Consider the following 18413-nt stretch of genomic DNA (forward strand, 5'->3'; position numbering starts at 1 on the left):
AGCGTCAGATGGTTATAAGAGACAGACCGCGCACAGCGCGCAGCGCACGAGAGCGCACGGAAAAGGGCCCCGGTCCGAAGACCGGGGCCCTGATTCACCGAGCGGACGACGAGGCTCGAACTCGCGACCTCAACCTTGGCAAGGTTGCGCTCTACCAACTGAGCTACGTCCGCACATCCACACGTTTCCGAGCGGTGCGTGCACCAGTATAGCCGGACTCCCGGACGGTCAGAGCCAGCCTCGTCCGCGGGCGATACGGACGGCCGTGTGCCGGTTCTCCGCGCCCAGCTTGGCGGCAGCGGCGGAGAGATAGTTCCGTACGGTGCCCGCCGTCAGCGAGGCGCGCTCGGCGATCTCCGCGACGGGTGCGCCGTCGGCCGCCAGCTCCAGCAGTTCCGCCTCGCGGGCCGTCAGCGGGGAGTCGCCCGCGCTGATCGCGTCGGCCGCCAACTCGGGGTCCACATAGCGGTTTCCGCCGTGCACCGTGCGGATGATCTCCGCGAGCTGCTGCGCCGAGGCGGTCTTCGGTACAAACCCGCGCACCCCGGCGGCCAGCGCGCGCTTCAGATGCCCCGGCCTGCCGTGACTCGTCACGATCATGGACCGGCATCCCGGCAGCAGATCGCGGAGCTGTGTGGCGACCTTCACACCGTCGGCGCCCGGCATCTGGAGGTCCAGTACGGCCACGTCGGGCCGGTGCGCCCGCGCCATGGCGACGGCCTCGGGGCCCGAGGCGGCCTCCGCGACGATCTCCAGATCGTCCTCCAGCGCGAGCAGCGCGGCCAGCGCCCCGCGGATCAAGTGCTCGTCGTCGGCGAGCAGTACGCGGACGACGGTGCGCGCCGCGGGCTCCTCCGCCTCCCCGGTACCTGTGTGCTCGGTCACTGTCCTCCTCCGACGGCTCCGCCGCGCACGGGCCGCTGCTCCTCTTGCTGCTCCGTGCCTTCGCCTTCCACGGTGCCGTTCTGGTCCACGGTGCCGATTCCGTCCATGGCGCCGTTCCCGTTCCCGGCGACGGGCTCGTCCACCGGGACCTCGGCGGTCAGCCGGAACGTGCCCGCGCCGGTGCCGCCCCCCTGAGTCTCCACCGTCAGCGTGCCGCCGAGCACGGCGAGGCGTTCGCGCAGCCCGGCCAGCCCATGGCCGCCGGAGTCGCCGGGGGCGCCGGAGCCGCGCGGGAACCCGGGGCGCGGGGTCTCCTTGACCCCGTCGTTCTCCATCACGAGCACCACTCGCGACCCACCCCCGGGCCCCTCCTCGACCCCGACCCGCACCGCGCACCGCGTCGCGTCCGCGTGCCGCAGCACGTTCGTCGCGCCCTCGCGGACCACCCAGCCCAGCGCCGCCTGCACCGGTATGGGCAGCCCGGCCACCACCCCCGTCTCCTCGACCCGGCAGTCGGTGCCCGCGGCCCGCAGGATGCTCCGTGCCCCGGCGAGTTCGGTGGCCAGGCCCGCCTCCCGGTAGCCGCGCACCACGTCGCGTACCTCCGTGTGGGACTCCCGGGCCAGCCGCTGGACCTCGTTCATCTGGTCGACGGCCGCGGGCGAACCGCGCTGCGCGAGCTGCACCGCCAGCTCGCTCTTGAGCGCGATGGCCGAGAGGTTGCGCCCCATCACGTCGTGCAGGTCCCGCCCGAAGCGCAGCCGCTCCTCGGCCACGGCCAGCCTCGCCTGTACGTCGCGGGCCTCGTCCAGCTCCCGCATCACCGCGAGGTACCAGGCGGAGCAGCGCCCCGTGAACACTCCGGTCAGCGCTCCGATGGTCAGCATGACCACAGTGGCCACCAGGAGCGGCGCCTCAGCCCCCGCCATCGCGAGTGCGACGGTGGCGACCACGGTGAACACCCCGAAGACGAGCGTGGAGACCCGCTTGCGCGCCGCCATCCCCAGCGTCATCGACAGCGGGGCCAGCGCCGAGAACAGGGCCAGGCCCGCGCTCGACGGGTCCCGCACCGCGTCCAGCTTCGTCAGCGCCGTCACCAGCCCGAGGATCGCCGTCAGCAGCACGCCCAGCGCCGTCAGATGGAAGCGCGGAAGGGCCGTCCCGGCCGCCCCCGCCCCTGCCGCCCCCGCCGACGTCCCGGCACCGGCGTAACGCTCGATGCACGGCCGCATGAGCCGGGTCGACACGACGCACTGGACCAGGCCCAGCCCGAAGACGCTCCAGGCCAGCGCCTTCGGCAGGGAATCCGGCGCCGTCCGTGTGACGAGCTGGGTACCGCAGCCGATGAGCATGAACCACGGATAGCCGACGAGCAGCCACCGCGTCGTGACCTCGACCTGCTCGTGTCTGCTGCGCCGCCGCCAGGCGCGGCGCCCGCGCCCGGCGGGTCCCCAGTCACGCATGCCCCGCACTCCTCACGTCTCCGGTGCCGAACCAGCCCGTACCGTCACCGGCGCGGCTCCCAGCGGAACCACCGTCGCACAGCGAACCCCGCCAGCGCGGTCCACACCACGGCGACCCCCACGGAGCGCAGCATTCCGGCTCCGTCCAGGCCTCCCGACCAGCCCTCGCGCACCAGCTCCATCAGCGGCGAGACGGGCAGGTAGGCGCACACGTCGGCCACCGTGTCGGGCAGGACGCTCAGCGGCACCAGGACCCCGGAGGCGGCGAAGGAGACCAGCAGCAGCGGCATCGCCGAGAGCTGCGCCGACTCCGTCGTCCGCGTGATGACCGTGGTCGCCGCCGCCATGGCCACCATCATGGCCATGCCCAGCAGCACCCCGAGGGCGACGGCGAGCGGGTTCTCCGGCGCCTTCATCCCCAGCACGGCCGCACCGCCCGCGAGCAGGAGCACGCACTGCGTCGCGCCGATCAGCACCATGGGCAGCGCGGCCCCGGCGAGTATCTCCCCGTCCCGCAGCTCGCCGGTGCGCAGTCGCTTGAGCACCAGTTCCTCGCGCCGCGTCACGAAGCTGCCGACGAGGGTGGAGTAGACGGCGAAGAGCAGCACGTAGCCGATCCCCGCCGGCAGGAGCACCGTTCCCGCCGAGAGCCCGGTGCCGCCCAGGTCCATGCCGTCCACCGTCGGCTTCATCGCGAAGGTGATCAGTACGGGCAGCGCCAAGGCCGTGAACAGCGCCGACTTGTTGCGTACGAGCAGGGTCAGCTCCGCCCTGGCCAGCGCCCTCATACGCGCGACGGTGCCGCCGCCCGCGCCACGCCTCGTGGGCCTCGTCGGCCGCGTCCGTTCCGTCGGACCCGTCGGCCTCGCGTCCACCGTGCTCATACCGTCCCCACCTTGTTCTCGTCCCGGTCCATGTCCTCGTGCGCCGCGTCCGCGGGCGCCCCCGAACCGCCGTCCGCGCTGCCCGTGTCCTCCGTCTCGCGCGCGATCTCCAGGAACGCCTCCTCCAGCGAGGCGGCCCGCGCCTGGAGCCCTTCCAGCGCGACGGCCTGCTCGCGCGCCCAGAGCAGCAGCGTGGTCAGCGCCCCCTGGAGGTCACGGGTACGGATCTCCACGCGCTGCCCGTCGACCGCCGCCGGTACGGACAGGGGCAGCCGCTCGTGGCCGACGCCCCGGGGGAGGGTGAAGCGGATCGTGGACGGGCGGGCCGCCACGACCTGTTCGGGTGTGCCCGAGGTCACGATCCGCCCCGCCCGCATGATCGCGAGGCGGTCGGCGAGCTGCTCGGCCTCCTCCAGATAGTGGGTGGTCAGCAGCACGGTCGTCCCCTCATCCCGCAGCGTGCGCACCAGTTCCCAGGTGGCACGGCGGCCCTCCGGATCCATGCCGGTCGTCGGCTCGTCGAGGAAGAGCACCTCGGGCCTGCCCATGAGCGCCAGCGCCAGGTCGAGCCGCCGCCGTTCACCGCCCGAGAGCTGCTTGACGCGGACGTCGGCCCGCCGTCCCGACAGCCCGACCCGCTCCAGCACCTCGCCGACGGGCAGCGCCTCCGTCGTGCACCCCGCCCACATCCGCGCCGTCTCGGCCGCCGTCAGCTCGGAGGGGAAGCCGCCCTCCTGGAGCATCACGCCCGTGCGGGGCCGCACCACGGCGCGGTCGGCCAGCGGGTCGAACCCCAGCACCCGCACCGTCCCCGCGCTCGGCCGTGCCAGCCCCTCCAGCAGCTCGACGGTGGAGGTCTTGCCCGCGCCGTTGGTGCCCAGCAGGGCGAAGATCTCCCCTTCCCGTACGGAGAAGGAGACATCGCGCACCGCCTCGAAGCCCTGCGCGTAGCGCCGTTTCAGTCCCTCGGTCTCGATCGCGTCCATGGCTCAAGGCTCGCGTGCCGGGGAGAGAAGGGGCGGTGCGAGCTGTCACGAGTCCGGATGACGAATGTCATGGGCCGGTGATGTCATAGGCCCCCGGCTTCTCCGGCTTCACGCAAATAGGGCCCCGGTCCGAAGACCGGGGCCCTATTTCACTGAGCGGACGACGAGGCTCGAACTCGCGACCTCAACCTTGGCAAGGTTGCGCTCTACCAACTGAGCTACGTCCGCACGCATCCACCCAGCTTTCACTGAGCGGCGCGACCAATACTGTACCTGATCGTTTCGGATCGGAGGTCCAGCGTGAGAGCGGGTGACAGGAATCGCACACTGCGCCTCCCTCTTGGAAAGAGGGCGCTCTACTACTGAGCTACACCCGCGCGCTCCGGGGTTCAGGCCGTTTCCGGCCCGCCCTGCGGCGTGTGCCTGACTCTAGCCGATCAACCGGGGTGGATGGCAAGTCGACTGGTTCCAGGGCCGCCGGGCACTCCGCGGGGTGTCCGCGGGAACCCCCTCAGCGGGCTCAGGAGCCGTTGGGGCGCGAGGCGTTGAAGGCGTCGTAGACCTTCTTGGGGATGCGTCCCCGCGCCGGTACTTCAAAGCCGTTGGACTCCGCCCAGGCACGCACGGCGCGCGGGTCGGGGTCGACGGAGGTGCGGTGGTAGGTCTTGCCCGACTTCGCGCGCTTGCGACCCGCCTCCACAAAGGGGGCCAGCTCTCCACGCAATTTCTTCGCGTTGTCGGTGTTCAGATCGATCTCGTACGACTTCCCGTCGAGTCCGAAGGAAACCGTCTCCGACGCTTCCCCGCCGTCGATGTCGTCGGAGAGTGTCACCACTACGCGCTGCGCCACGGATATCGGTCCTTCCATCAGGATCACGAAAGTGATCACTCCATATTCCCGTGCTGACGTGGGGGGATACAGGTGATCCAGTTGATCGGGATCAGTGCCTTTTCATTTGTGCGTCGACGGGCATTGTATTGCGACGCGACGGATATTTTGGGCCGCGTCTCATCCCGCAATCGGGACCTTACGTTTTTCCTCGCCGTTTTCCCAGTGCCGCGTGTCGCCGATGTAGGGGTACGGGCGATATCAACGCGCGTAGATTCTGTGGGCAGGTACGCTGGCGAACGCGGCGTCCGCCGTACAGGCAGGCAGCACGCGTCAGCGGTCGCAACAGCGGTCAAGCACCACCCACATCACCGGGAGTACCTGTGGCTCGCGTCGTAGTCGACGTCATGCTGAAGCCGGAGATCCTCGATCCGCAGGGGCAGGCGGTGCAGCGTGCACTGCCCCGTCTCGGGTACGAGGGCATCTCCGACGTCCGTCAGGGCAAGCGCTTTGAACTGGAGGTCGACGGCCCCGTCGATGACTCGGCGCTCGCCCGTATCCGGGAATTGGCCGAGTCCTTCCTCGCCAACACCGTGATCGAGGACTTCACCGTCCGCGTCGAGGAAGCCGGGGAGCCCGCCGGGAACGGTGGCGGTACCGCGAAGACCGAGGGAGCCGTGGCGTGACCGCGCGTATCGGCGTCGTCACTTTTCCCGGTTCGCTGGACGACATCGACGCGCGGCGCGCGGTCCGGCTCGCGGGCGCCGAGCCCGTCGAGCTGTGGCACCGCGACAAGGACCTGCACCAGGTCGACGCGGTAGTGCTCCCCGGCGGTTTCTCCTACGGCGACTATCTGCGCTGCGGCGCCATCGCGCGTTTCTCCCCCGTCATGGAGACGCTCGTCGAGCAGGCCAGGGCCGGAATGCCCGTCCTCGGGATCTGCAACGGCTTCCAGGTGCTGTGCGAGTCCCATCTGCTGCCCGGCGCGCTGACGCGCAACGACCACCTGCACTTCATCTGCCGGGACCAGCGCCTGCGCGTGGAGAACGCGGACACCGCGTGGACGGTGGACTACGCGGCGGGCCAGGAGATCACCGTCCCGCTCAAGAACGGCGAGGGCGGCTACGTCGCCGACGAGCGCACCCTCGACGCGCTGGAGGCCGAGGGCCGGGTCGTCTTCCGCTACCTGGACCGCAACCCCAACGGCTCGCGCCGCGACATCGCCGGTATCACCAACGAGGCCGGGAACGTGGTCGGCCTCATGCCCCACCCCGAGCACGCCGTCGAGGAGCTGACGGGGCCGACGACCGACGGTCTCGGCTTCTTCACCTCGGTACTCAAGAAGCTGGTCAACGCCTGATGACGCCTCGCACGACTCTGGACACCGTCAAGCACGCGGCTGAGACTCCCGAGACCGAACAGCCCTGGGCCGATCTTGGTCTGAAGCAGGACGAGTACGCGCGCATCCGCGAGATCCTCGGCCGCCGCCCGACCGGCGCCGAGCTGGCCATGTACTCGGTGATGTGGTCGGAGCACTGCTCGTACAAGAGCAGCAAGGCGCACCTGAAGCAGTTCGGCGAGAAGGCGCCCGAGACGGACGCGCTGCTCGTCGGCATCGGCGAGAACGCCGGTGTCGTGGACGTCGGCCAGGGCTACGCGGTCACCTTCAAGGTCGAGTCGCACAACCACCCCTCCTACATCGAGCCCTACCAGGGCGCGGCCACCGGCATCGGCGGCATCGTCCGCGACATCCTCGCGATGGGCGCCCGCCCCGTGGCCGTCATGGACCCGCTGCGCTTCGGCGCCGCAGACCACCCCGACACCAAGCGGGTGCTGCCCGGCGTCGTCGCGGGCATCGGCGGCTACGGCAACTGCCTGGGCCTGCCCAACATCGGCGGCGAGGTCGTCTTCGACGACTGCTACCAGGGCAACCCGCTCGTCAACGCCCTGTGCGTCGGCGTGATGAAGCACGAGGACATCCACCTCGCGCAGGCGTCGGGCACCGGCAACAAGGTCATCCTCTACGGCGCCCGCACCGGCGGCGACGGCATCGGCGGCGTCTCCGTCCTCGCCTCCGAGACCTTCGACGCGGAAGGTCCGGCCAAGCGGCCCGCCGTCCAGGTCGGCGACCCCTTCCAGGAGAAGCTGCTCATCGAGTGCACCCTGGAGATCTTCAAGGAGGACCTGGTCGCGGGCATCCAGGACCTCGGCGGCGCGGGCCTGTCCTGCGCCACCAGCGAGCTGGCCTCCGCCGGTTCGGGCGGCATGCGCGTCGAGCTGGACACGGTGCCGCTGCGGGACTCCTCCCTCTCCCCGGAGGAGATCCTGATGAGCGAGTCCCAGGAGCGCATGTGCGCCGTGGTCGAGCCGGACAAGGTGGACCGCTTCCTGGAGATCTGCGAGAAGTGGGACGTCATCGCCACCGTCATCGGCGAGGTGACGGAGGGCGAGCGGCTGGAGATCTTCTGGCACGGCGAGCAGATCGTCGACGTGCCGCCGCGCACCGTCGCGCACGAGGGCCCCGTCTACCAGCGGCCCTACGCGCGCCCCGCCTGGCAGGACGCGCTCCAGGCCGACGACGCGGCGAAGCTGCCCCGCCCCGGCAGCGGCGACGAACTGCGGGCCGCCGCGCTGGCCCTGGTCTCCTCGCCGAACCAGGCGGCCAAGTCCTGGATCACCGACCAGTACGACCGCTACGTACTCGGCAACACCGTCCTCGCGCAGCCCGAGGACGGCGGCATGATCCGTATCGACGATGAGACGGGGCTCGGTGTCGCCGTCGCCACGGACGGCAACGGGCGCTACGCCAAGCTCGACCCCTACACGGGCGCGCAGTTGGCGCTGGCCGAGTCGTACCGCAACGTCGCCGCAACGGGCGCCAAGCCGCTCGCCGTCACGGACTGCCTCAACTTCGGCTCGCCCGAGGACCCGGCGGCCATGTGGCAGTTCGCGGAGGCGTGCCGGGGCCTGGCCGACGCCTGCAAGGAGCTGGGCACCCCGGTCACCGGCGGCAACGTCTCCCTCTACAACCAGACGGGCGACGTGGCCATCCACCCCACCCCGGTGGTCGGCGTGCTGGGCGTCATCGACGACGTCACGCGGCGCACGCCCGTCGCCTTCGCCGAAGAGGGCCAGCTCATCTACCTCCTGGGCGACACCAAGGAGGAGCTGGGCGGCTCCGCCTGGTCGCAGGTGGCGCACGGTCACCTGGGCGGACTGCCCCCGGCCGTCGACCTTGAGCGGGAGAAGCTGCTCGCCGAGATCCTGATCGCCGCCTCCCGCGACGGCATGGCCGACGCGGCGCACGACCTCAGCGACGGCGGCCTCGTCCAGGCCCTGGCCGAGTCCTGCCTCAAGGGCGGCAAGGGCGCGCGGATCGTCGTGCCGGACGGCATCGACCCGTTCGTCTTCCTCTTCTCCGAGTCGCAGGGCCGCGCGCTGGTCGCGATCCCGCGCAGCGAGGAGGTCAGGTTCAGCGAGATGTGCGCGGCACGCGGGCTGCCCGCGGCGCGCATCGGCGTCGTGGACGGCGACGAGATCGAGGTCCAGGGGCAGTTCAGCCTGCCGCTGGACGAACTGCGCGAGGCGCACACGCGGACGCTGCCGGAGCTGTTCGGCTGATTCGGCTGACGGGTCCTGCCCGGGGGCCGGGAGGCGGCGCGGTCCGCCTTTCCCGGCCCTTTCGCGTACGCGGGGCGTAGTCTTCCGTCACAGCACAGCGCGCACATGAACGGCCCCGTTCAGCCGGTGGTTTCCGCGGTGGTCTCCCGCGGCCGAGGGCCGTCGAAGGGGCCGGGGGGAGCGGCATGGGAGGGGCGAGGCTCAAGGACGTCGCCGAGCGCGCGGGCGTGTCGATCAAGACCGTCTCCAACGTCGTACGCGGCGAGATCCGCGTCGCCGAACCCACCCGGACGCGGGTGCTCCGTGCCATCGACGAGCTGGACTACCGCCCCAACGCCTCGGCCCGCCACCTGCGTACGGGACGCAGCGGCGTCATCGGCCTCGCCGTACCCGAACTGGTCCAGCCCTACTTCGCCGAGCTGGCCACAGCCGTCATCGAGGCGGCACGCGCGCACGGCGTCGCCGTCCTCGTCGAGGACACCGGAGGCGATCCGGAGGCCGAACTCCGCGTCGCGCGCGGCCTGTCGGACCCCCTCGTCGACGGCGTCCTGATCTCCCCCTCCCGCCTCGACCAGGCGGCCCTCGTCCGCGGCCCGCGCCGCGTGCCCCTGGTCCTGCTCGGCGAGCGGGACTTCGAGGTGCCCGCCGACCACGTCCTCATCGACAACGTCAGCGCGGCCCGGGAGGCGACCGAGCACCTGCTCGCCCGCGGCTGCCGCCGCATCGGGGCGCTCGGCTTCCAGACGAGCGCCCCGCCCCACACCACCTCGCAGCAGCGCGCCCGCGGCTATCTGACGGCGCTGCGCGCCGCAGGCCTGGCCCACGACCCCGTCCTCACCCCGCCCGTGCGGGGGTTCGCGCGGGCAGAGGGCCAGGCCGTGACGCGCGGCCTGCTCGCGCTGCCGGAGCCGCCCGACGCGGTGTTCTGCTTCTCCGACCTGCTGGCCTCCGGCGCCGTACGGGCCGCCTACGACGCGGGGGTACGGGTGCCCGGCGAACTGGCCGTGGTGGGGTTCGACGACATCGAGGAGACACGGTTCTGCGTGCCCTCGCTCACGACCGTCGCGCCCGACAAGGCCCAGCTCGCCCGCCTCGCCGTCGACGCGCTCCTGACCCGCGTCGCGGGCGACCCCGAGGCGCCCCACACCACGATCCACGCCTCCCACCGCCTGATCCCCCGCGAGAGCACGTCGTGAGGGGACGCCGCCGGTAACGGCCGTTCGCGCCTCGCGAGGCCGAACCGGAGCGGGACATGCCGCCACCGGCCCCCACCGCACCCGGGCGGATACGGACCGCACGGCGCTAACCTCACCGCATGCCGCCCGCCAAACCGAAACGTACGAAGCCCCGCGTCCACGACCCCGTCAGAGTCCGCAAGGCGCTGACCGCGCAGGTCGAGGCGGTCACGGAGGCTGCCCACGCGCTCAGCGCCGAGCAGCGCGCGCTCCCCTCGGGCCTGCCGGGCTGGGACGTGCACGCGCTGCTCGTCCACATCGCGCTCCAGATCGACGCGCTGCCCCGCGCCCTCGCCCGCCCCGAGGCGGCCTCGTCGGACCTCGCGGGCGCCCGGCCCCTGGACCTGCCCACCTGGGTGCGCACCACCTCAGACTTCGCCCACGACCTGGACGAGGAGACCCGCACCGAGGCGGCCCGTACGGACGATGCGGCGGCCCGTATCGACGAGGCCGTCGCGCAACTGGACCCGGTGCTGGAGTCGGCCGTAAGGGCCGACCTCCTCGTCCCGCACCCCGGCGGCGCGATGCGCGTGCTGGACTTCACGGTGACCCGGCTCGTCGAACTCGTCGCCCACAGCGACGACCTCGCCCGCGCCACGGGCGTCCCGGTCACACTGGACCGGACGGCGCTCGCGACCTCGGTCAGGCTGCTCGCCGACGCGCTCGCCGCGAAGGCGCCGGGCGGCTCGGTGGAGGTGCGGATCCCGCCGTTCGCGGTGACGCAGTGCGTCGAGGGCCCACGGCACACCCGGGGCACCCCGCCCAACGTGGTCGAGACGGACCCCCTCACCTGGCTGCGCCTCGCGACGGGCCGTGCGTCCTGGGCGGACGCGCTCGCCGACGGCACGGTCTCGGCCAGCGGCGACCGCGCCGACCTCGGCCCCCAGCTCCCGGTACTGGGCTGACAGCTCCCGGTACTGGGCCGAGTGACGGGTCGCACGGGGACCCCCTCACCTCCTCGCACCCCCGCCCCGCGACCCCTCTCGCGGGCCTCTCGCGGCCCCCGTACGCCGCCCGCACGGGGCCCCTCGCGCCCCCGCGCCCCAGGCCCGCGCGGAGGGCGCCGCAGGCGCGCACAGGGTCCTCACCAGGCGCGTCACTCCCCGTGGTGACTCCGTCACCACGGATTCGATCCCGTCCCCGATTCGGAGCAGCGCCCCACCTGTCCTAGACTCGATGGCGTGCCACGTGGTGACGGACGACTCAACCACGACCTCCTCCCCGGTGAGAAGGGTCCCCAGGACGCCTGCGGCGTCTTCGGTGTCTGGGCCCCGGGGGAAGAGGTCGCGAAGCTCACGTACTTCGGGCTGTACGCACTGCAACACCGTGGACAAGAGTCCGCGGGCATCGCGGTGAGCAACGGCTCCCAAATTCTCGTCTTCAAGGACATGGGCCTGGTTTCCCAGGTCTTCGACGAGACCTCTCTCGGCTCCCTCAGGGGCCACATCGCGGTCGGTCACGCCCGGTATTCGACGACCGGCGCTTCCGTCTGGGAAAACGCCCAGCCGACCTTCCGCGCGACGGCCCACGGCTCCATCGCCCTGGGCCACAACGGAAACCTGGTCAACACCGTCGAGCTGGCCGAGCTGGTAGCCCAGCAGGCGTCCGTGGGCAACGGACGCGCGACGCAGGTCGCGGCCACCAACGACACCGATCTCGTCACGGCCCTGCTCGCGGGCCAGACCGACGAGGACGACAAGCCCCTCACCGTCGAGGAGGCGGCACCCCGTGTGCTGCCGAAGGTGAAGGGCGCCTTCTCGTTCGTGTTCATGGACGAGCACACCCTCTACGCGGCGCGCGACGCACAGGGCATCAGGCCCCTGGTCCTCGGGCGCCTGGAGCGCGGCTGGGTCGTGGCGAGCGAGACCTCGGCCCTGGACATCGTCGGCGCCAGCTTCATCCGCGAGATCGAACCGGGCGAACTGGTCGCCATCGACGAGGACGGCCTCCGCTCCACGCGCTTCGCTGATGCGAAGCCGAAGGGCTGCGTCTTCGAGTACGTCTATCTCGCCCGCCCCGACACGGACATCGCCGGGCGAAACGTCTACCTCTCCCGTGTGGAGATGGGCCGCAAGCTGGCGGCCGAGGCCCCGGCGGACGCCGATCTCGTCATAGCGACTCCCGAGTCCGGCACGCCCGCTGCCGTGGGCTACGCCGAGGCGAGCGGTATCCCGTACGGCAGCGGACTGGTCAAGAACAGCTACGTCGGCCGGACCTTCATCCAGCCGAGCCAGACCATCCGCCAACTGGGCATCCGCCTCAAGCTCAACCCGCTCAAGGAAGTCATCCGCGGGAAGCGCCTGGTCGTCGTCGACGACTCGATCGTGCGCGGCAACACCCAGCGCGCCCTCGTCCGGATGCTCCGCGAGGCGGGCGCCGCCGAGGTGCACGTGCGGATCAGCTCCCCGCCCATCAAGTGGCCGTGCTTCTTCGGCATCGACTTCGCCACCCGCGCCGAGCTGATCGCCAACGGTCTCTCGGTCGAGGAGATCGGCAAGTCCCTGGGCGCCGATTCGCTGGCCTACATCTCCACCGACGGGATGATCGAGGCGACGACGATCGCCAAGCCCAACCTGTGCCGGGCCTGCTTCGACGGGGAGTACCCGATGGAGCTGCCCGACCCGGAGCTGCTGGGCAAGCACCTCCTGGAGGCGGAGACCGAAGGGCAGGCCAAGCCCGACGTCGACGGCGTCGGGACCCTGACCGCCGGCCTCGGCGGATCGGACGCGCTCAAGCGCCCGTAGCGGACCCTCCGCGACGGGCGGCAGCGACATGCGCCGAGTGACGAGTGACGAGCGAACAGCGCCGTTCAGCCGATTCGCCGATCCGCCCCGACGACGACCCGACCGACGACGACCTGTTGACCGACCGAACCCCGAAAGGGCTCACTGTCATGCCTGCTGAATCCTCTGAAGGTGCCCCGCACCAGGGCACCGGCGCCAGCTATGCGGAGGCGGGCGTCGACATCGAGGCGGGCGACCGCGCCGTCGATCTGATGAAGGAGTGGGTGCGCAAGGCCCAGCGCCCCGAGTCCGTCGGCTCGCTGGGCGGCTTCGCCGGGCTCTTCGACGCCGGCGTCCTGAAGCGGTACGAGCGCCCGCTGCTCGCCTCCGCGACGGACGGCGTCGGTACCAAGGTCGCCATCGCGCAGAAGATGGACATCCACGACACGATCGGCCACGACCTGGTCGCGATGGTCGTGGACGACCTCGTGGTCTGCGGCGCCGAGCCGCTGTTCATGACCGACTACATCTGCGTCGGCAAGGTCGTCCCCGAGCGGGTCTCGCAGATCGTCAAGGGCATCGCCGAGGGCTGCGTCCTCGCGGGCTGCGCCCTGGTCGGCGGCGAGACGGCCGAGCACCCGGGCCTGCTGGCCCCGGACGAGTACGACGTCGCGGGCGCCGGCACGGGCGTGGTGGAGGCGGACCGCCTGCTGGGCGCGGATCGCATCCGTACGGGGGACGCGGTGATCGCCATGGCGTCCTCGGGTCTTCACTCGAACGGGTACTCGCTGGTGAGGCATGTGCTCTTCGACCGCGCGGGCTGGGCCCTGGACCGGGACGTTCCGGAGTTCGGGCGCACCCTCGGCGAGGAGCTGCTGGAGCCCACCAAGATCTATTCGCTGGACTGCCTGGCCCTGAACCGCACCACCGAGGTGCACGCGTTCTCACACATCACCGGCGGTGGCCTCGCCAGCAACCTCGCCCGCGTGATCCCGGACGGCCTGCACGCGCGGGTGGACCGCACCACATGGGCGCCGGGCCCTGTCTTCGACCTGGTGGGCACGGCGGGTGACGTCGCACGCGCCGAGCTGGAGAAGACCCTGAACATGGGCGTCGGCATGATCGCCGTCGTCCCCCAGCAGTCCGTCGAGGCGGCCCTGAGCACCCTGACCGACCGAGGCGTGGACGCCTGGGTCGCGGGAGAGATCGACGAGCGGGGCGAGGGCGCGGAAGCGGTGACCCTCACCGGGGACTATGCGCGCTGAACCCGCTCCCGGAACCGGGCCCGCTCGCGGGACAGCACAGAACCCGGTCCGGCGGATGCCGGACCGGGCTGTGGTGTGTGGACGTCAGGTCAAGCGCGACGTCGATGCGAAGAAGAATCGGAGGACTCGTCCTCGTCCTCTTCCTCATCTTCGTTGTACAGCTCCGCGTACTGTGCGTACGGGTCGTCGTCCAGCTCATCGTCCTCGAACCGCTCACCGTTCGGTGGCTGGTTCGACGGCGATGCGCCCAGCTCCTCGGCCAGGCGGGATAGGTCCGTCCCACCGCTGTTGTACTTAAGCTGGCGGGCGACCTTCGTCTGCTTGGCCTTGGCCCGGCCGCGCCCCATGGCTCGACCCCCTCAACGACGGGGCTCGACGGCCCCAGAGTCTTGACACGCGTTCACAATTCAGAGCGGACTCTCGACAGAGAGACCGGTTCCGTAGGGCTTCAACGGTACCTGCTTCCGCGGCCGTACGGTACGTCGCCCGCACGACACGGCTGCCGCCCGACGCGCCCCATGACCATCCCTTTGCTGGTCAGCCGTGATTTTACCTTCCTGCCGCGGATCGACCCGCCGAGGGGTCGTGAGAAGGCTCTCGTCCCGCGATCCGCTGCTCCGCGATGCGGTCCGCTGCGGCTGCCGGGGGCACTCCGTCGGCGTCGGCGCGGCGGAAAATCTCCGCCGTCGTGTCGAAGATTTTCCCCGCCTTTGCTTTCGCACGTGCGAAGTCGAAGCCCTGCAACTCGTCGGCGACCTGGATGACGCCGCCCGCGTTGACGACGTAGTCGGGCGCGTAGAGGATCCCGCGGTCGGCGAGGTCCTTCTCCACTCCCGGGTGGGCGAGCTGGTTGTTGGCGGCCCCGCAGACCGCCTTCGCGGTGAGCGCCGGCACGGTGTCGTCGTCCAGCGCGCCGCCCAGGGCGCACGGCGCGTACATGTCCATGCCCTCGGTGCGGATCAGCGCGGCGGTGTCGGGCGCCACGAGGACCTCGGGGTGCGCCGCCCGCACCCGCGCCACGGACTCGGGCCGCACGTCGGTGATCACGACCCGCGCCCCGTCCTCCAGCAGGTGCCCCACGAGCAGGTGCCCGACCTTCCCGACGCCCGCGATGCCGACCGTGCGGCCCCGCAGCGTGGGGGCTCCCCACAGGTGCTGTGCGCTGGCCCGCATGCCCTGGAAGACGCCGTAAGCGGTGAGCACGGACGAGTCGCCCGCGCCGCCGTTCGCGGGCGAGCGGCCTGTGGTCCAGCGGCACTCGCGCGAGATGACGTCCATGTCCTGCACGTAGGTGCCGACGTCGCACGCGGTCACATAGCGGCCACCGAGCGAGGCGACGGCGCGCCCGTAGGCGAGCAGCAGCTCCTCGCTCTTGGCCTTCTCCGGGTCCCCGATGATCACGGCCTTGCCGCCGCCGTGGTCCAGCCCCGCGAGGGCGTTCTTGTACGTCATGCCCCGCGCGAGGTTGAGCGCGTCGAGAACGGCGGCCTCCTCGGGGCGCTGGTGGTGCTCGACGGCGTCCGCGTAGGGGTGGAAGCGGGTGCCGCCCAGGGCCGGGCCCAGTGCGGTGGAGTGGATGGCGATCACTGCCTTGAGGCCGCTCTCGCGGTCCTGGCACAGCACGACCTGCTCGTGCCCGCCCTGCTCGGAGTGGAACAGGGTCCGCAGAACTCCCGCGTCGGCCGGTCCGTCGACATCGGCCTGGTGCACTCCTGGTGAGGACTGCCGGGAGAGGGGACGTACATCAGTCACGGTGGTGACTCCTGTGTCGCGTTGGACGCCCTCCTGTGGGTGGGGAGGGCCGGACGACAGCAGCGTACGACCTGCGCGTGACCGCATCGTTGCGGTGCCACGATCGGGGTAGTCAACTGTCCTGCGGGACGCCTTCGCGAGTTCATGCCTTCGCCGGAGAAGCGTCCGCACGGATGGTTCCGCCATCCGGCGTCCGACAGAGGTCCTGGAGGGGAAGCGCGTGGCTCAGCAGGCGGCGGTCATCGTCCCGTACACGGCGTATCTGCGGGTGTACGAGCCACTGGCCGCGTTCCCCGAGCCGGAGCGCTCCCACTGGGTGCGGTACGCCAAGCGGGAGCACTTCCCCACGGCACAGGACGAGCTGCGCAGGGCCCTGTCCGACCTGCTGGCGGTGCCGCCCGTCGCGGTGCCGGTGGCCGAGAGCGCCGACGCCTTCGTCGCGGAGGTGGACGGTGTGACGTGCGTCTGCCCCTGGCGGACCCGGCTGCGGGGCTGGCAGGCGCTCTCGGCGCTCTCCCAGGCCGCGGGGGAGCAGGAGGTGGCGCTGCCCGCGCCCGTGCTGGACGCGGCCGTCCCGCCCGTCGTGCGGCGCGAGGCCGCGGCGGACTACGAGCGCTGGCTGACGCGCAACCCCGACGCGCGGCCCTGGATCCGCACCGCGCTGTGGCATGTGCCCGTGCGCTGGTTCGTTCTCTTCTCCGATGAAGAAAAGGAGTTTGCGAAGCCCGGAACGGGTGAGGAGAGCGGACAGCAGTTCGTACTCCGCTACCGCACTCCCATGGTTCAGGCGAGGCGCCGCCTCGCTCGCGGCCTGAAGGTGCTCCGCGAGGAGCTGGAGGAAGGGCCGCTCGTCGATGGCCTGGTGGACGTGGGCCGGTGGCTGGAGGAATTCCATCCCCGCTCCCTCGTCGAGCTGGACTACGGCGGTCTGGCGCATGCGATCCCCGAGGACCGGCTCGCCGACGACCACTCCGCGGCCGATGTGGCGGAGGGGATCGCGGCGCTCCGCGAGGGGGACGGAGAGCGGGCCGGTGTGGCGTACGAGCGGCTGACGGACCGCTGGCGGGCGGTACGGGAGCTTCAGTTCGCCAACTGAGCCCCCGTTCACTCACCGACCACTCAGGTCACTCAGGACCTTTGCCCCGAACCGGGCCAATGGTTCAAGCGTGATGGATAGCACTTACCAGGGCCTTGCTCTCAGACCTGCCCCTCGTGTCAAAATAGGACAAGGAGCTCGCAGAGGGCTCCTTCCGTCCAACTATGGGCGGATAGATCGGTATTGCGCTCCTTGGTAGGGCTGGTGACATCTGGTCACGCTGTGACTGATCGTCACGGTCGCGTGACTGTCCGCTATGGCACGGTCCATCGGCTTCCGCCGAGGTTGAACACCTGAGAGGGCAATTCCATCGGTTTGGCCGACGTGGCTGGACAGATGGTGTAGTTGTAGTGCCGAGGACAAGCCGTTCGTCCTATAACCGACTCGGCTCGCGTGCGCCATTTCGGGCAACGCGGGTCAAGGTGCAGAATTTAGAGGAAAGAACCGTGATGGTTCGGTTCTCCCGAGGAGGCCGCTCATGACCGCTCGCACCCCTGATGCCGAGCCGCTGCTGACCCCGGCTGAGGTTGCCACGATGTTCCGCGTGGACCCGAAGACGGTCACGCGCTGGGCCAAGGCAGGCAAGCTCACGTCCATCCGCACGCTCGGTGGGCACCGCCGCTACCGCGAGGCGGAGGTGCGTGCGCTGCTGGCGGGCATTCCGCAGCAGCGCAGTGAGGCCTGATCAGGCGAAATAACTGGATATCCGGGCGTTTTCGAGGCCCCCACCTCGTCTTTGCGCCCATGTCGCACCATGCGTCAGGTCACTGTCCCCAACAGTGCTTGGTCGTTTGATCGCGCTGGACTCCGCCGGGTCCAGCGCGATCTTTTTATGTCCAGGGGGCCAGGAGCCCAGGGCGCCGCGCGGGCCCGACTGGGCCTGGCGGAGGGGGACTTGGGGCTTCTCGGCCACCTCGGACGGGGTCTGTGCGAGGGGGTGCCGCGTGGCCTGGAACGGGCAGTGCAATTGCACATATTAAATTGACCGGGTGCGGGGAGCCCGTGAGTTCCCTACTCACCGGGTGGGATTCGGTGACTCCCGTCACAGCATCGGGGTCTTGTCCCGTATGTCGGCGCTGCTGTAATGGGGATCTTGAGTGGGCCCGTGCTCGTTCCGCGTCCAGCGTGACACCCGGGGCCGGGCCGAGGGGCCTGCTTCGGTCACTTCGCCGGGGGGCTTTGGTCCTCGCTCGCGCCGTCGTCCGGCTCGGCGGGCGCACAGGCCGGGCCCGACTCCATCGCCAGCCGCAGGAGCCGGTGGCATATGGGGCAGTGGCGGGTCACATGGCGGTAGCGCGTCGCAGCCGCCAGATGGGCGCGCAGAAGTGCCCTGGTCTCATGCCGCCCCGGTGTGCTCGCAGCCCTTGTCATCGGCGCTCCACCTCCTCCAGCAGAGGTACCCCCGGCCCGTACGGCCGTCAAGGGAGCGGGGAAACGGCAGAAGGGCCCGCCCCCTCGCGGGGGACGGGCCCTTCTCATCTCGTGCGGTCCTGACGGGATTTGAACCCGCGGCCTCCACCTTGACAGGGTGGCGAGCACTCCAAACTGCTCCACAGGACCTTGCTCTGCGCGCTCGGCGCGAGACGAGACTCTACAGCAGGTCAGAGGGCGAAGCGAACTCACGTTGCGCGACGAGGGCGTTACGCGTCCGGGAGCCGCCTCCCGCGCCTCTCC

General features: G+C 70.9%; 17 protein-coding genes and 4 tRNA genes. 9 read left to right on the forward strand and 12 right to left on the reverse strand.

Going from position 1 to position 18413, the window contains the following annotated elements; all coding sequences use genetic code 11:
- Positions 1-100: 100 nt before the first annotated feature.
- The 8 genes from ACWGJ2_RS29625 to ACWGJ2_RS29660 all read right to left on the reverse strand — a co-directional run bounded on the left by ACWGJ2_RS29625 (position 101) and on the right by ACWGJ2_RS29660 (position 5068).
- Positions 101-173 (reverse strand) — tRNA-Gly (locus ACWGJ2_RS29625).
- Positions 174-228: 55 nt separating this feature from the next.
- On the reverse strand, positions 229-885 hold the full coding sequence (locus tag ACWGJ2_RS29630; protein WP_453349346.1) for a response regulator transcription factor: 657 nt from the start codon (positions 883-885) through the stop codon (positions 229-231).
- Positions 882-2348, reverse strand: a complete 1467-nt coding sequence (locus ACWGJ2_RS29635; protein WP_453349347.1) for a sensor histidine kinase — start codon at positions 2346-2348, stop codon at positions 882-884. The genes ACWGJ2_RS29630 and ACWGJ2_RS29635 overlap by 4 nt, the downstream gene beginning before the upstream one ends.
- 44 nt (positions 2349-2392) lie before the next feature.
- Entirely contained in the window at positions 2393-3232 is an 840-nt protein-coding gene (locus ACWGJ2_RS29640; RefSeq protein WP_453349348.1) for an ABC transporter permease, read from the reverse strand.
- Entirely contained in the window at positions 3229-4218 is a 990-nt protein-coding gene (locus ACWGJ2_RS29645; protein WP_453349349.1) for an ABC transporter ATP-binding protein, read from the reverse strand. The genes ACWGJ2_RS29640 and ACWGJ2_RS29645 overlap by 4 nt, the downstream gene beginning before the upstream one ends.
- A gap of 155 nt (positions 4219-4373) precedes the next feature.
- Positions 4374-4446: transfer RNA gene (locus ACWGJ2_RS29650), tRNA-Gly, on the reverse strand.
- Between the two features lie 77 nt (positions 4447-4523).
- Positions 4524-4595 (reverse strand) — tRNA-Gly (locus tag ACWGJ2_RS29655).
- A 143-nt stretch (positions 4596-4738) separates the two neighbouring features.
- Positions 4739-5068: a histone-like nucleoid-structuring protein Lsr2 gene (locus ACWGJ2_RS29660; protein WP_453349350.1), complete on the reverse strand. Its 330-nt coding sequence runs from the start codon at positions 5066-5068 to the stop codon at positions 4739-4741.
- Between the two features lie 362 nt (positions 5069-5430).
- Between ACWGJ2_RS29660 and purS the strand changes: the two genes are divergently transcribed.
- The 7 genes from purS (at position 5431) to purM (ending at position 13891) form a co-directional block, all read left to right on the forward strand.
- On the forward strand, positions 5431-5733 hold the full coding sequence (purS, locus tag ACWGJ2_RS29665) for a phosphoribosylformylglycinamidine synthase subunit PurS (RefSeq protein ID WP_453349351.1): 303 nt from the start codon (positions 5431-5433) through the stop codon (positions 5731-5733).
- A complete protein-coding gene (gene purQ, locus ACWGJ2_RS29670; protein WP_453349352.1) occupies positions 5730-6407 on the forward strand; it encodes a phosphoribosylformylglycinamidine synthase subunit PurQ in 678 nt (225 codons plus the stop codon). Before purS ends, purQ begins: the two co-directional genes overlap by 4 nt.
- Positions 6407-8668, forward strand: a complete 2262-nt coding sequence (purL, locus tag ACWGJ2_RS29675) for a phosphoribosylformylglycinamidine synthase subunit PurL (protein WP_453349353.1) — start codon at positions 6407-6409, stop codon at positions 8666-8668. Before purQ ends, purL begins: the two co-directional genes overlap by 1 nt.
- Positions 8669-8853: 185 nt before the next feature.
- Complete coding sequence (locus tag ACWGJ2_RS29680; protein ID WP_453349354.1) at positions 8854-9864, forward strand: LacI family DNA-binding transcriptional regulator; 1011 nt, start codon at positions 8854-8856, stop codon at positions 9862-9864.
- A 119-nt stretch (positions 9865-9983) separates the two neighbouring features.
- On the forward strand, positions 9984-10808 hold the full coding sequence (locus ACWGJ2_RS29685) for a sterol carrier family protein (protein ID WP_453349355.1): 825 nt from the start codon (positions 9984-9986) through the stop codon (positions 10806-10808).
- 276 nt (positions 10809-11084) lie between these two features.
- Positions 11085-12647, forward strand: a complete 1563-nt coding sequence (gene purF, locus ACWGJ2_RS29690; protein WP_453349356.1) for an amidophosphoribosyltransferase — start codon at positions 11085-11087, stop codon at positions 12645-12647.
- A gap of 149 nt (positions 12648-12796) precedes the next feature.
- Positions 12797-13891: a phosphoribosylformylglycinamidine cyclo-ligase gene (purM, locus tag ACWGJ2_RS29695; protein WP_453349357.1), complete on the forward strand. Its 1095-nt coding sequence runs from the start codon at positions 12797-12799 to the stop codon at positions 13889-13891.
- An 89-nt stretch (positions 13892-13980) separates the two neighbouring features.
- On the opposite strand, the gene ACWGJ2_RS29700 is transcribed toward purM, so the two are convergent.
- Together ACWGJ2_RS29700 and ACWGJ2_RS29705 are read right to left on the reverse strand one after the other, a co-directional pair.
- Positions 13981-14238, reverse strand: coding sequence for a DUF3073 domain-containing protein (locus tag ACWGJ2_RS29700; RefSeq protein ID WP_453349358.1), 258 nt, complete (start codon positions 14236-14238; stop codon positions 13981-13983).
- A gap of 202 nt (positions 14239-14440) precedes the next feature.
- A complete protein-coding gene (locus ACWGJ2_RS29705; protein WP_453349359.1) occupies positions 14441-15643 on the reverse strand; it encodes a Leu/Phe/Val dehydrogenase in 1203 nt (400 codons plus the stop codon).
- Between the two features lie 220 nt (positions 15644-15863).
- Here ACWGJ2_RS29705 and ACWGJ2_RS29710 point away from each other — a divergent pair, with 220 nt between their 5' ends.
- Together ACWGJ2_RS29710 and bldC are read left to right on the forward strand one after the other, a co-directional pair.
- The gene (locus tag ACWGJ2_RS29710; RefSeq protein WP_453349360.1) at positions 15864-16739 is read left to right on the forward strand and encodes a hypothetical protein; all 876 of its coding nucleotides are present in this window, start codon (positions 15864-15866) and stop codon (positions 16737-16739) included.
- Between the two features lie 478 nt (positions 16740-17217).
- Entirely contained in the window at positions 17218-17424 is a 207-nt protein-coding gene (gene bldC / locus ACWGJ2_RS29715) for a developmental transcriptional regulator BldC (protein WP_003949541.1), read from the forward strand.
- A gap of 476 nt (positions 17425-17900) precedes the next feature.
- On the opposite strand, the gene ACWGJ2_RS29720 is transcribed toward bldC, so the two are convergent.
- Both ACWGJ2_RS29720 and ACWGJ2_RS29725 read right to left on the reverse strand, forming a co-directional pair.
- A complete protein-coding gene (locus ACWGJ2_RS29720) occupies positions 17901-18110 on the reverse strand; it encodes a DUF6274 family protein (protein ID WP_453349361.1) in 210 nt (69 codons plus the stop codon).
- Positions 18111-18224: 114 nt separating this feature from the next.
- Positions 18225-18299: transfer RNA gene (locus ACWGJ2_RS29725), tRNA-Asp, on the reverse strand.
- Positions 18300-18413: the final 114 nt, after the last annotated feature.

The sequence above is a fragment of the Streptomyces sp. NPDC054796 genome, from assembly GCF_053611545.1.

What these genes read in the sequence shown, in the direction of transcription:
- ACWGJ2_RS29635 (WP_453349347.1), bottom strand. Translation starts at nt 2,348, where the DNA reads ATGCGTGACTGGGGACCCGCCGGGCGCGGGCGCCGCGCCTGGCGGCGG.
- ACWGJ2_RS29700 (WP_453349358.1), bottom strand. Translation starts at nt 14,238, where the DNA reads ATGGGGCGCGGCCGGGCCAAGGCCAAGCAGACGAAGGTCGCCCGCCAG.
- purL (WP_453349353.1), top strand. Translation starts at nt 6,407, where the DNA reads ATGACGCCTCGCACGACTCTGGACACCGTCAAGCACGCGGCTGAGACT.
- ACWGJ2_RS29645 (WP_453349349.1), bottom strand. Translation starts at nt 4,218, where the DNA reads ATGGACGCGATCGAGACCGAGGGACTGAAACGGCGCTACGCGCAGGGC.
- ACWGJ2_RS29685 (WP_453349355.1), top strand. Translation starts at nt 9,984, where the DNA reads ATGCCGCCCGCCAAACCGAAACGTACGAAGCCCCGCGTCCACGACCCC.
- ACWGJ2_RS29720 (WP_453349361.1), bottom strand. Translation starts at nt 18,110, where the DNA reads ATGACAAGGGCTGCGAGCACACCGGGGCGGCATGAGACCAGGGCACTT.
- bldC (WP_003949541.1), top strand. Translation starts at nt 17,218, where the DNA reads ATGACCGCTCGCACCCCTGATGCCGAGCCGCTGCTGACCCCGGCTGAG.
- ACWGJ2_RS29680 (WP_453349354.1), top strand. Translation starts at nt 8,854, where the DNA reads ATGGGAGGGGCGAGGCTCAAGGACGTCGCCGAGCGCGCGGGCGTGTCG.
- purM (WP_453349357.1), top strand. Translation starts at nt 12,797, where the DNA reads ATGCCTGCTGAATCCTCTGAAGGTGCCCCGCACCAGGGCACCGGCGCC.
- ACWGJ2_RS29640 (WP_453349348.1), bottom strand. Translation starts at nt 3,232, where the DNA reads ATGAGCACGGTGGACGCGAGGCCGACGGGTCCGACGGAACGGACGCGG.